The following is a 12,824-nucleotide window of genomic DNA, read 5'->3' on the forward strand; positions in this document are numbered from 1 at the left end:
ACCTTGTGGGGAATCAGGTCGGCCACCTCGTCGAGGCTTTTCCCCGCATCCAGAAACTCCCTCTCCACCTCCTCTTTCGTCTTTCCGAAAGCCATCGCCTCGGTTTGGGCGAAAAAGTTCGAAAGCAGGATTTTGTGGTGCTCTCCGATCGGGTTGAGGGAGACGGCCGGGGCGATGAAATCGCAGGGAATGAGCTTGGTCCCCTGGTGGATGAGCTGGTAGAAGGCGTGCTGGCCGTTGGTCCCCGGCTCGCCCCAGATGATCGGACCCGTCTGGTATGTCACCTTTTTTCCGTCTCTGTCGACGTACTTGCCGTTGGACTCCATATCCCCCTGCTGGAGATAGGCGGCGAAGCGGTGCATGTACTGATCGTACGGCAGAATGGCGTGGCTTTCGGCGCCGTGGAAGTTGTCGTACCAGATGCCCAGAAGTGCCATGATGACCGGCAGGTTTTCGGAAAACGGGGCGGTTCTGAAGTGGTTGTCCATCTCGTGGGCGCCTTCGAGAAGCTCGACGAAACGGTCGAAGCCGATCGTCAGGGCGATGGAGAGTCCGATGGCCGACCAGAGGGAGTAGCGGCCGCCCACCCAGTCCCAGAACTCGAACATGTTTTTCAGATCGATGCCGAACGCCTCGACCGCCTCGGCGTTGGTGGACATCGCGACGAAGTGTTTCGCCACCGCCTTGTCGTCGCCCGCGGCTTTCATAAACCAGTCGCGCGCCGTATGGGCGTTGGTCATCGTCTCCTGCGTCGTGAAGGTTTTGGAGGCGATCAGAAACAGAGTCGTCTCGGGATCGACACGCTTGAGAGTCTCCGCGATATGGGTCCCGTCGACGTTGGAGACGAAATGGGGCTCGATATCGTCGAGTTTGTAGGCCCTGAGGGCTTCGGTGACCATGACCGGTCCCAGGTCGGAACCGCCGATGCCGATGTTGACGATGTCGGTGATCTTTTTGCCCGTATAGCCTCTCCATTCGCCGCCGTGGATTTGGGCGCAGAAATCCTCCATCCGTTTCAAGACGGCGTTGATTTTGGGCATCACGTCCTCTCCGTCGACGAGAACGGGGGTGTTGCTGCGGTTTCGAAGGGCGGTGTGAAGCACGGCGCGGTTTTCGGTACGGTTGATCTTCTCGCCTTTGAACATCGCTTCCGCGGCACCCTTGACGTCACATTCGACAGCGAGCGCCAGAAGCGTTTCGAATATCTCGTCGTCGATCAGGTTTTTCGAGAAATCGAGCAGTATCTCGTCGTCCAGGGTTCTCGAAAACCTCTCGAAGCGGCGTGAATCGGCGGCGAACATCTCCCTCAGGTGCTTCCCTTTTCTCTCTTCGTAGAGTTTCTCCAGCCTCTTCCAGGCATCCGTGCGTGTCGGATCGATATTTTTCAGCATATTCTCTGACTCCTATACCAGTTTGAAGAAGCTGACCCCCAGGGGCGGCAGCTGGAGATTGAGCGAATACTTTCTTCCGTGACACTCGATCTCTTCCGTCTCGATCGGCTGGGGATTGGTGATGTCCCACCCTTCGTACTGTTTGTACTGGGAGTTGAAGATCTCCTGCCATCGTCCGGGAATCGGCATACCGACGCGGTAGTTGTGATAGACCGTGTCGGCGAAGTTGCAGACCACCAGGATCGTCTCCTCTTCCCTGTCGCTCTTTCGCAGAAACGCCAGCACGTTGTGCTGGTAGTCGGTATCGTCGATCCACTCGAAACCGGCGTGTTTCTCGTCGTAGAGATAGAGGGCCCTCTCGGTTTTGTAGAGTCTGTTGAGATCGGCCACCAGCCGCTGGATGCCCCGATGGCACGGATTTTCAAGCAGATGCCAGTCGAGGCTCCGCTCGTAGTTCCATTCGCTCCACTGGGCGAACTCTCCGCCCATGAAGAGGAGCTTTTTGCCCGGATGGGCCGTCATGTAGGCGAACAGTGCGCGGAGATTGGCGTATTTCTGGTTGTCGTCTCCCGGCATCTTGCGGATGAGAGAGCCCTTCATATGGACCACCTCGTCGTGGCTGAGGGGCAGGACGAAGTTTTCGTCGAAGGCGTACCACATGCTGAAGGTGATCTGGTGGTGGTGATGCTGCCGGTAGATCGGGTCGAGTTTGAAGTATTTGAGGGTGTCGTGCATCCACCCCATGTTCCATTTGAAACCGAATCCCAGACCTCCCATGTAGACCGGGCGCGTCACCATCGGATAGGCGGTGGACTCTTCGGCGACCATCACGATGTCGTCGTGCTCGCCGTAGACCGTCTCGTTGAGCTGCTTGAGAAACTCGATCGCTTCGAGGTTTTCGTTGCCGCCGTATTTGTTGGGGATCCACTCCCCCTCCTCCCTGGCGTAGTCGAGGTAGAGCATCGATGCCACCGCGTCGACGCGGATACCGTCGATGTGGTATTTCTCGAGCCAGTACATGGCGCTGGAGATCAAAAAGGCGCGCACTTCGTTGCGGCCGTAGTTGAAGATGGCGCTCTTCCACTCGGGATGGTAGCCCAGACGCGGGTCCACATGCTCGTAGAGGCAGGTGCCGTCGAAGTTGATCAGGCCGTGGCCGTCGGTGACGAAGTGGGAGGGGACCCAGTCCATGATGACACCGATGTCGTGCTGGTGGAGAATGTCGACGAATCGCATGAACTCCTGAGGCGTGCCGTAGCGCGCCGTCGGCGCGAAGTAGCCGGTCACCTGGTAGCCCCAGGAGCCTTCGAAGGGGTATTCGGTGATCGGCATGATCTCGACGTGGGTGTAGTTCATGTCCACGAGGTAGCGGGCCAGCTGCTCGGCCGCCTCCACGTAGGTCAGGGGCCTGTCCCCCTCTTCCGGCACGCGGCGCCACGATCCCAGGTGCATCTCGTAGATGCTGATCGGCTTGTCGTGGGCGTTTCGATCTTTTCTCAGCTCCATCCAGGCGTCGTCCTGCCATTCGTAATCGTCGATACTCCAGACACGGGAGGCCGAAGCGGGCGGCTTTTCGGCGTACTTGGCGTAGGGATCGGCCTTTTCGAAGCTCTGTCCGTCCATTTTGGAGACGATATGGTACTTGTAGGTCTGGCCGATCTGCACATCTTCGATGAACCCTTCCCAGATACCCGACCCGTCCTCTCTGAGTTTCAGGGGATGGGCGGCCGCATCGTAGCCGTTGAAATCGCCGATGACGCTGACCATCGCCGCGTTGGGGGCCCAGACGGCGAAATAGACCCCTTTCGTATCGTCTCTCTCCATCGGGTGGGAACCGAGTTTGTCGTAGAGCTTGACATGGGTCCCCTCTTTGAAGAGGTAGATATCCATATCGCTGAATCGTGTGACGTCATAGTGTATTGCGTTTTTCATTCTCTTTCTCCTTGCTTGGGTAGCGGCTCCCCGCCTCTTCTTATGGACTCTATCTCAGGTTCTCCACACGTCTGGCGTAAAGGGTATGATAGTAGAGATCTTCATACTTCTTCGCGGCGCTCTCCCAGTCGAAACGGGCCTGCATCGCCGTGCGCTGCATGATCTCGTAGGCGTCCCTGTCGTATCGGTAGGTGTCGGCGGCCCACTTGACCGTATGGTAGAGGGCATCATGGGTGGCCCAATCGAACTTGAAGCCGTTGCCGCTCTTGGTGGCCGGATCGTAGTTCTGGATCGTGTCGTCCAGACCGCCGGTGGCGCGGACGATCGGCAGCGTCCCGTAGCGGAGCGAATAGATCTGGTTGAGTCCGCAGGGCTCGAAGAGCGAAGGCATCAGGAAGAGGTCGCTTCCCGCTTCGATGACGTGGGCCAGTTCGTTGGAGTAGCCGATGTAGCAGGCGAAACGGTCGGGATATCTTCCGGCGATCTCGCTGAAGAAACCTTCCGCCCACTTCTCACCCGTCCCCAGCATGACGATCTGGACGTTCAGATGCAAGAGTCCTTCGATCGCTCCGGCGATGAGACCGATCCCCTTCTGTTCGGCGAACCGCCCCACGAAACCGATCAGAGGCACGTCGTCCCAGACCGGCAGATTGAAGCGCTCCTGCATGTCTGCCTTGCAGACCGCTTTGCCGCTCATGTCGTCGAGATCGTACCGTTTCGCGATGAAAGGATCGATGTCGGGACTCCACTCGTCGTAGTCGACGCCGTTGAGAATGCCGTAGAGTTTGTGGCCGTGGGCGTTGATATGCCCTTCGAGGCCGAAACCGAACTCCGGTGTGCGGATCTCGTGGGCGTATCTGCGGCTGACGGTGGTGACGGCGTCGGCATGGGCGATGCCCCCTTTGAGGATGTTGACCCCGTCCATCGCTTCGAGTTCATGGGGATTGAAGTGTTCCCAGCCCACCTCCATCACATCCATCACACCTTTGAAGAACTGTCCCTGATGCTGGAGATTGTGGATCGTGAGCACCGACGCGGCATCTTTGAAGTAGTCGTCGAAAGCGAACCGCGTGTTTTTCAGCACCGGCTGCGCCGCCGTGTGCCAGTCGTGGGCGTGGATGATGTCGGGCCTGAATTCGAGCTTCTTGCAGAGCTGGAACGCGGCTTTGCTCAGAAACACGAAGCGGTTGTCGTTGTCGGGATAGCTGAACCCGCCTTCGTCGGCGTAGAGTCCCGAGCGGCCGTAAAACTGTTCGAAATCTATGAAATAGACCGGCACGTCGCTGCCGGGCAGCGTATCCTTGTAGACCCCGGCCCAGAGCTCTCCCATCGCTCCCATCGGCACGCCGAGAGGTCCGGGCACGTGTTCCAGCTTGCTTTTGTCGATGCTGTAGTAGCGCGGCATCACGACGACGACGTTGTGGCCCAGTTTCGCCAGGGCTTTGGGCAGAGCGCCCGCCACATCCGCCAGTCCGCCGGTCTTGGCGAAAGGCACGACTTCGGAAGCGGTAAAAAGTATATTCAACGGTTTGTTCATTTCGGCTCCTTGCATTGCGGGGTAAACGGTGAGCGGCAGAGGGTGTCGATCACTTACTTCGGTTCACCGTTTGCCGTTCACCGTTCACCCTCTTACATTGTATCCAACAACAGCTTCGCACCCTCCAAAGAGGCGTTTTCGATGCGGGTCGCTTCGATCCGCAGCCCCTCGAGAGAGGCTCCCAGGGCGTAGGCGCCTATCCTCTCCCTGACGATGGGCAGAAGAAAGGGGTTGTGCTGGATCACTCCGCCACCCAGGACGAGAGTTTTGGGATTGAGAAGGGTCACCATCGTCGCCGATGCATGCAGCAGCGCTTCGATATAGTACTCGGCGATCTTTCGGCACTCGGGATCGGAGGATTCGTAGAGTCTCTTCAGATCGGGATCGCCGGCACATCCGGCCTGCCTCATCCATTTCTCTATTCCACTGCCCGAAGCGTAGAGTTCGAGACAGTTGTTCTTTCCGCATCCGCAGGAAAAGGGGGCCTCCCGATAGGGGACATGGCCGATCTCTCCCGCCAGAGAGCGCCAGCCGTGGCAGATCTCGCCCTTTTCGACGATACCGCTTCCCAGTCCGGTACCCGAGTAGAGCGCCACCAGTTCTCCGTCCCCCCAGTAGACCGATTCGGCCAGGGCCGCGCAGTTGAGATCGTTCTCGATTTTGAGGCGGATACCGTAACGGGATTCGAAATGGTTTTGTATCTCGCTGACGGCGACCTCGATGTTGGGTGCCGCGACGATCGTGCCCTCGTTCACCTGCCCGGCGAAGGAGACCGCCACCGCATCGATCTCCGGATACCTTTTGAGCATCGATTCGATGAAACGGGTCGGTTCGGTTTCACGGCTGGAAACCGTGCCGCACGCCTCCTCCCTTTCGCCGATGAGTTCGTAGCGCAGATGCGTTCCTCCGATATCGACGGCGAGACGGCTCATCCGAGGCTCCTGTAGAGTTCCAGGTAACGCTCTGCACACTTGCGGATGGAGAAGTCGCATCCCATGTCGAACTTTCTGATACGATTGAGATGACGCCTCTTTTCGTAGAGTTCCAGCGCATCCCCTATCGCGCGCATCATTGCGTCGGCATCGGATCTTTCGAAGAGCGACCCCTTGCCGCAGAGAAGCGCTTTCTCGCGCCAGGGATGGACCGTGTCCCGCAGGCCTCCGACCCGATGCACCACGGGAACGGTGCCGTAGCGCATCGCGATCATCTGGTTGAGACCGCAGGGTTCGAAACGTGACGGCATCAGCAGGAAATCGGCGGCGGCGTACATTCTGTGGGAGAGCGCTTCGTCGTAACCGAATCGAAGGTGGATGTTCTCGTACCGTCTGGCCGCCTCTTCCAGCAGCACGTGGTAGCGCTCCTCACCCTCTCCGAGGATCGCCAGCACCATCGGCATCCTGCCGATTTCATCCACCGCTTCGACGATCCAGTCGAGCCCCTTCTGTTCGACGAATCTGCCGATGAAAACGAAGAGAGGAAGCTCATATTTGTCAATATCAATCTCTTTCAGGTAGGCTCTCTTGCAGCGGCTCTTGTTTGCCGGACGCTCTCTGGAAAAACGGCAGGGGATCGCGGCGTCGTTTTCGGGGTCGTAGAGTTCGTCGTCGATTCCGTTGAGAATGCCGTGGAGTTTCCCGCGGTGCTTTCTCAAAAAACCGTCGAGACCGCATCCATACTCGCTCCTCTGGATTTCGAGTGCGTAACTCGGACTCACGGTCGTCACCGCGTCACTGTGGCGTATACCCCCCTTCATCCAGTTGACGGATCCGTAAAATTCCATATCCTCCATCGTGAAATGGTGGGATGCAAGGCCCGTTTTCGGGATGCTCGAGGAAGGAAAAACGCCCTGGTAGGCGAGGTTGTGGATCGTGTAGACCGTATGGGCAGGCAGACCCATATCTTTTACGAGAGGTGCGGCCAGCGCCGTATGCCAGTCGTTGAGATGGACGATATCGGTATCGAGGCGCTTCGCCAGATCAGCGACGGCGTGACAGAAGATGGCGAAACGGATGTCATTGTTGTTGTAGCAGCCGCCCGGAGGACCGTAGAGATGATCCACTTCGCAGAGCGTTTCGTTATAGACGAAAAGATGCGATACGCCCTCGTGCTCTGTTTTGAAATACTCGATGGTGTGCGTCGTACCGTCAAGATCCAGGGAAAAACCCTGGCCGGTCGGTTCGATGGCGTATCTCTCCTTGTCGATGAAACGGTAGAGGGGCATCACAGAGACCGTCTCGACAGATTGAGAGAGCGCTTTGGGGAGCGCATGGGACATATCGGCCAATCCCCCGCTTTTTGCGAACGGAAAGATCTCGGCGGCGGCGAAGAGCAGTTTCATGCTTTTCCTTCGATGACGCTCCGCAACAGATCGGCGGCCTCCTCGGGGGGCACGGGATTGATCTGGACCCCGCTTCCGAACTCGAAGCCTCCGAGTCTGAAGATCCTGGGCACGATCCGCAGGGCGAACCGCCACATCTGGGGCAGCGTGTCGAAAAAGGGTTCGGTCACGACGTTTTTCTGCACCGGAGGCGTATTGAAAATGATGTTGAAATCGAAATCCCCGAGCTCCACGTAGAGGGCGTCGATCGTCCGCTTCAGAACGTCGGAGAGGTCCTGCAGCTTGACGTCGTTGAGGGCGATCAGCGATTCGGCGCTTTCACGGCTCATGATCACCACTTCGAAGGCGAAGGTCGAGGCGAAAGGACAGACGACGACGAAATGGTCGCTCTCGATGACGATGCGCTCTCTGTCGTGTAGCTCCTGGGCCAGGACACTCTCGAAGATGTTGTGTCGACGCTCGAGGAAGTATCTGTGGGCGCGCTGCAGCTGATCGAGCTTGCGTTTGGGCACCACCGGCAGGGCGATGAGCTGGGTATGGGGGTGGGCCTGGGTCGCCGCGGCGTAATGGCCGTGGTTTTTGAAAAGGGAGAAATAGACGAGCCTGAAATCGTTTTTCAGGTCGTTGATCCGTGAACGGAGCGTATGGAGCCAGTTGAAATACTCTTCATAGCTCCAGGCGTCCATGCGTGTCAGGTGCCTTGGGGTGTCGATGATCACTTCGTGGGCACCCAGGCCTTCCCACGCCTGGTAGATCCCCACCTCCCTGCTCTCCCAGGCCGCCTCGATCTGGACGGCTTTGTAGAGGTTGGGGACGACCCGCGTCTTCCATCCGGGGGTGTTGGGTTCGTTGTCGCGGATCGCGAAGATTTCGGGGGGTGTCATCGCTTCGTGACCTTCGCAGAAGGGGCAGCTCTTTCGCGTCGCCTCGTCGCGCCGAGGCGATTTGTAGCAGTCGGGGCGGTGCAGTCTCTCGGGAGCGATCAGCGCGTATTCGTCATGAAGAAGGTCGTAGCGGATTTCAGACATTGTCGTTCCCTCTTTTTTCTTTCAGATCTTTCATCTCAGACAAACCAGTGCTCCGAATAGTCTTCGTTCAGATCGACGACCAGTTCCGCCACGCCGGGCAGCACCTGCACCACTTCACCGTCGATCAGCACTTCCAGACGCATTCTGACACTCTCCATATCGTGGAAATGGAGCCGTTTTCTTATGCCGATCTCGACGATTCTGTCGATCGCCATGGAGATCAACCCGTCTTTGGGCTTCCTCCGCAGATCGATGTCGATCGTGTTTTCGAGCCCCTTTACGTAGATTCGGACCTCTCCGCTCTCCTTGAGCTTCTCCATCTCTCCGTCGAGACGGATGTAGAGGGTGTCGATATCCTCTCCCCAGTAGATCTTCTCGATCGGGCCGCGCACCTTGTCCATCGTGGAGAAGAGCTTCGTCTCGTCGATCATGCCGCTTCCGAGCCACTCGAAAAAGGAGGTGACCCGACCGTCGATCGTCGGATGGATCGGAAATTTCGGCTCGTTGATCAGGGCGTGGAGGTTTTTCTTGTCCCCCGTGATCGGCTTGAAGAGGACCGCGGGCGCGGCTACCTCCATCAGGCGGTAGATCTCGATCAGATGCGACCTGAAGAGCTGATCGAACTCCTCCGCGTAGTCGGTATAGTGATCCTCTCCATACCACCAGAACCAGTCGGAACACTCGGCGGCGAGAAAGTGGTCGGTGATCTTCCCGTCGGTTTCGGGAGAGAGTCTCTGCCGGTGGTGGAGATAGTCGCTCTTGGTCTGGTAGATCAGCTCCCACGCCGCGTTCTTTTCCGGATGGCCCACCCACGTGTCGAAAGTGCCGTAGATCCAGGAGCCCGGATGGAGTCTGGGGAGGCTCTTTTCCGGCGCTTCGCTCAGTTCGTCCATCGTGACGGTACGGCACCAGGGTATCTGGTCCAGTTTCCTGTAGAGGGCGTCGAAAAAATCGAAGGCGTTGTTGTGATAGAACTCCCAGGCGTTCTCTCCGTCGAGAATGACCGAAACCGAAGCGTTTTCGATCTCCGTGTCGATTTTGTGAAGGTGGGCGATGAAGTCGTCGGCGGCTCTGTCTCCTTCCCAGAAGCGGTAGGTGAATCCGATCAGATCGCTCAGGCCATGGTCTCTGAAAGCAATGAAAAGATCCTCGAAGGTGTAACGTCGGTAGAGCTCTTCCCTTCGGTCGCTGCCCAGCGATTTGAAGAGGATCGCCTCGTCCGTCGCGATCCATCTAAGACCGTGGGCTTTGTAGATCTCCACACTCTTCTCGTCCACCGCCCCTTCGGCCGGCCAGAAACCGGTCGGTTTCCGTCCGAATATCTTTTCGTAAAGCTCCACGGAACGTCTCACCTGCTCTTTCGCGTCCTCGATCAGAGGAAAGTGGTTGGGGGGAATTTTCGTTTCGGGATTGGAGCGCTGCGCGTTGTTCATGTCGATCAGAATGGGCAGGATCGGATGGTTGAAGGGTGTCGTGGCCAGAGAGATCTGTCCCTTTTCGAGCAGCTCGCGGTAAAAAGGAAGAATCGTACCCACAAACCCCATCAGCGCATCGAGAAGCTCACGTTTGTCTCCGCCGGTAAAGCCCTGCCCCTTTTTGATGAGCCTATCGACCGTCGGATCGTTCTGTCTCAGGTAGTTGCCGCACCACGCCAGCATGAAGAGCACTTCGAGCTCTATGAACTCGATGTCATTGAGATCGTCGCGTTTATAGAGCTCGACATAGCGATGGAACGGTTTGACCATCGTATCGAACTGTGTGGAATTGCAGATTTTCGTCACATAGGCGCGTTCGTCGCTGCTGAGATCACGTGGCTCTTTGCCCCAGAGAGTCAGAAAGAGGTCGCACGACGCGCCCCGTTCGATATAGAGCATAAGCTGTTCGATCAGCGGCGGCGTGATGTTGAAGGTCGCCTTCAGGGCGGGATACCGTGACAGAAGCCACGGCATCTCGTAATAGTCTTTGATGGCGTGAAGAAAGACCCACGGCATACCCATCACACCCTCCGCATTGCGGTAGTCGGGCTGATGCATATGCCAGAAGAAGTTGAGAGAGAGCGCCATCTACTCGTTCATCCACGCTTTGATCAGACCGGCATACTTCTCGTAGATTCTGTTGCCGCTCTCATCGTCTTTCGCCTGGATATAGATGTTGAGATAGTCGCCGTAGGTATCGGGAATCATCAGAATCCAGTCGGTATCACTCTCCCAGATCTTCACCCCGTCGACGGTCGAACTGCGCTGATCCTTCGCCACTTCGAGGAATTTGCGCATCATCTTGCCCTTCAGCTCCTGCGGACACTCCAGACGTCTGGTGACGTAATAGAAGGATCTCGCCTTCTCCCCGATTTCGGAGAGTTTGACATCGTGGCGGATGATCATCTGCAGAATTCTGAGTGTCGCATACATCGCATCGCGGTGCAGCATGAACTCGGTAAAGGCGAAGTTGCCGTCGATCGTGGCGATCAGGTCGTATTCCCGAAGCTTGTCCGCTTTGAAGCTGTTGTAGATGCCCCGTTCGATGATCAGATTGTCGTAGGAGATGATGTCCGGCGCCCATGCGGGAAGGAAGACCTTCATCTTTCTCTTTTCCGCCTCCGCTTCGAGGTTGAGGAGCCAGAGGACGACGGAGAGACCTTTGATCTTGTCGAAGAACTCCCCTTTTTCACTGATGATCGCCATCCGCTGTCCGCCGGAGAATATCATGAAACCGGCGTCGAGCCCCAGCGACGTGACGATGGCACCCAGATCTCTTTGAGACTTCTCGCGCATCACGTCGATGCTGGTGACACTGCGTGTCTCGGCATGGGCGTTGAGCGTGATGTTGTCGATGCCCAGATCGCTTAGAATCTTGGGGAATACATCGGAGGTGACCCCGTGCATCAGATCGACGGCGATTCTGACATTTTTTGAGCGGAGTATCTTCTGGTTGATCGTCAATTCCACAGCAGTGCGGTAGTCATGGCACTCTTCCCAGTGCAGACTCTCGTGGATCTGGCCGATCTTGTTGAATTCGACGCGTCGGAACTTTTCGTTGAAGAAAGCTTTTTCGATCGACTTGGCCGTGTTGGTATCGATACGCAGCGCATCCTCGTTGAAGAAGTTGATATCGGTCGAGGTCGGATCGTAGAGGTTTCGCCGCACATAGGCGCCCCCTACGACATTGTCTCCTCGGGCGATCGAGTAGCGGACGACCGCCGGCGGAACGCTTTTGAGATCGACGACGTTGATACCCGCGGAGAGAAGCCCTCCCAGAAAGGCACGTTTGATCATCCGCGAGCTCTTGTCGTGGTCGCGTCCCACCATCACCGTCGCACCCTGCGGAAGCTGGGCTGCGAAGGCTTCCGCCAGTTTCGTCGCCATCTCACAACTGAGCTCGACGTTGGACTTGCCCGTCACGCTGCCGTACTGGAAGATGGAGTTTTTGTATTTGCTTCCCCAGACGACGTTTCGGTTGACGATGGCCGCCGGTTCGATCTCTTTGTTGGGCCAGATCGTCACATCCTGCTCGAACTGGGCCAGCTTGCCGATCTTGCAACCCTCCGCAAGGATGAGGCCGGCTTTTGCCGTGACATTGTCGTCGATTTTGTTGTTGTTACAGATGACACCGTTGTCGAGGATGAACTTTTTGCCGATCTCGATGTCGTGCCACAGCACGGAGTTGCGGATCTGGCACTCTTCACCCATCGTCACATTGTCGCCGACGACGACATTGTTGAGCTTCGATCCTCTGCCGATCTTCACGTTGCCGCCGATAACGACATTTCCGATGATCTCCACCGACGGATCGATCTCGCTCTCGCCCGTCAGCCAGAGCGTCCCATCGGGATAGTCCACTTTTTTGCCGGGAATTGTGAAATTGAGACGTTCGTTGAGAATGTCGTCGTGCACTTCTCTGTAGCTGTCGGGGTTTCCGACGTCGCGCCAGTATCCGACGGCGTTGAAGCCCATCAGATCGATCCCCTCTTTCATCAGAAGGGGGAAAAGATCTTTCGCGAAGTCGAAATTCTCACCCACCGGAATATACTCGAGAATCTCGGGCTCGATGATGTAGATACCGGTATTGATCGTGTCGCTGAAGACTTCGCCCCAGCTCGGTTTTTCGAGGAACTTCTCGATTTTGCCCTCTTCGTTGGCGATGACGACACCGAACTGCAGGGGGTTTTCCACTGAAGTGAGGGTGATGGTGAGCTTCGACTTCTTCTTTTCGTGATACTCGAAAATCTCCTTGAAATCAAAGTCGGTCACGAGGTCGCCGCTGACGATCATGAAGGTCGTATCGAGATACTCCCGTCCGAAACCGACCGCTCCGGCAGTCCCGTAATCGTCATCCGGCAAGACGTAGTGAATCTTCACCCCCCATTTGCTTCCGTCTCCGAAATGGTTCTTGATCACTTCCGGCTTGTAATAGAGCAGGATGACGACTTCGTCGATCCCCGTTTCGATCAGCTTGTTGAGGGTATGCTCCATCATCGGAAGGTTGACGACAGGCAACATGGGTTTTGGAATGGAATGGGTCAGTGGCTGGATCCGGGTCCCGAATCCGCCGGCCATCATGACCGCTTTGAGTCTCTTTGACATCATAAAATCCTTTGATTA

General features: G+C 56.9%; 8 protein-coding genes. All 8 read right to left on the reverse strand.

Annotated features, from left to right (window positions below; all coding sequences use genetic code 11):
* The coding region (pgi, locus tag Q1K23_RS04555) for a glucose-6-phosphate isomerase (protein WP_300362813.1) at window positions 1-1,391 on the reverse strand (1,391 nt) is incomplete at its 3' end.
* 12 nt (window positions 1,392-1,403) lie between these two features.
* Entirely contained in the window at window positions 1,404-3,323 is a 1,920-nt protein-coding gene (gene glgB, locus Q1K23_RS04560) for a 1,4-alpha-glucan branching protein GlgB (protein WP_300362815.1), read from the reverse strand.
* A 49-nt stretch (window positions 3,324-3,372) separates the two neighbouring features.
* Entirely contained in the window at window positions 3,373-4,860 is a 1,488-nt protein-coding gene (glgA, locus tag Q1K23_RS04565; RefSeq protein ID WP_300362816.1) for a glycogen synthase GlgA, read from the reverse strand.
* 92 nt (window positions 4,861-4,952) lie between these two features.
* Window positions 4,953-5,792, reverse strand: a complete 840-nt coding sequence (locus Q1K23_RS04570; RefSeq protein ID WP_300362818.1) for an ROK family protein — start codon at window positions 5,790-5,792, stop codon at window positions 4,953-4,955.
* Complete coding sequence (locus Q1K23_RS04575; RefSeq protein ID WP_300362820.1) at window positions 5,789-7,198, reverse strand: glycogen synthase; 1,410 nt, start codon at window positions 7,196-7,198, stop codon at window positions 5,789-5,791. The genes Q1K23_RS04570 and Q1K23_RS04575 overlap by 4 nt, the downstream gene beginning before the upstream one ends.
* Window positions 7,195-8,226: a DUF4921 family protein gene (locus Q1K23_RS04580; RefSeq protein WP_300362822.1), complete on the reverse strand. Its 1,032-nt coding sequence runs from the start codon at window positions 8,224-8,226 to the stop codon at window positions 7,195-7,197. Before Q1K23_RS04580 ends, Q1K23_RS04575 begins: the two co-directional genes overlap by 4 nt.
* A gap of 35 nt (window positions 8,227-8,261) precedes the next feature.
* Entirely contained in the window at window positions 8,262-10,289 is a 2,028-nt protein-coding gene (locus Q1K23_RS04585) for a glycoside hydrolase family 57 protein (RefSeq protein WP_300362824.1), read from the reverse strand.
* A complete protein-coding gene (locus Q1K23_RS04590) occupies window positions 10,290-12,806 on the reverse strand; it encodes a sugar phosphate nucleotidyltransferase (protein ID WP_300362825.1) in 2,517 nt (838 codons plus the stop codon). It lies immediately after the preceding gene.
* Window positions 12,807-12,824: the final 18 nt, after the last annotated feature.

The sequence above is a fragment of the Hydrogenimonas sp. genome, assembly GCF_029933015.1.
Classification (GTDB): domain Bacteria; phylum Campylobacterota; class Campylobacteria; order Campylobacterales; family Hydrogenimonadaceae; genus Hydrogenimonas.

Excerpts from the sequence above, each read along its gene's own strand:
- glgB (WP_300362815.1), bottom strand. The coding sequence starts at position 3,323 with ATGAAAAACGCAATACACTATGACGTCACACGATTCAGCGATATGGAT.
- glgA (WP_300362816.1), bottom strand. The coding sequence starts at position 4,860 with ATGAACAAACCGTTGAATATACTTTTTACCGCTTCCGAAGTCGTGCCT.
- Q1K23_RS04570 (WP_300362818.1), bottom strand. The coding sequence starts at position 5,792 with ATGAGCCGTCTCGCCGTCGATATCGGAGGAACGCATCTGCGCTACGAA.
- Q1K23_RS04575 (WP_300362820.1), bottom strand. The coding sequence starts at position 7,198 with ATGAAACTGCTCTTCGCCGCCGCCGAGATCTTTCCGTTCGCAAAAAGC.
- Q1K23_RS04580 (WP_300362822.1), bottom strand. The coding sequence starts at position 8,226 with ATGTCTGAAATCCGCTACGACCTTCTTCATGACGAATACGCGCTGATC.
- Q1K23_RS04585 (WP_300362824.1), bottom strand. The coding sequence starts at position 10,289 with ATGGCGCTCTCTCTCAACTTCTTCTGGCATATGCATCAGCCCGACTAC.
- Q1K23_RS04590 (WP_300362825.1), bottom strand. The coding sequence starts at position 12,806 with ATGTCAAAGAGACTCAAAGCGGTCATGATGGCCGGCGGATTCGGGACC.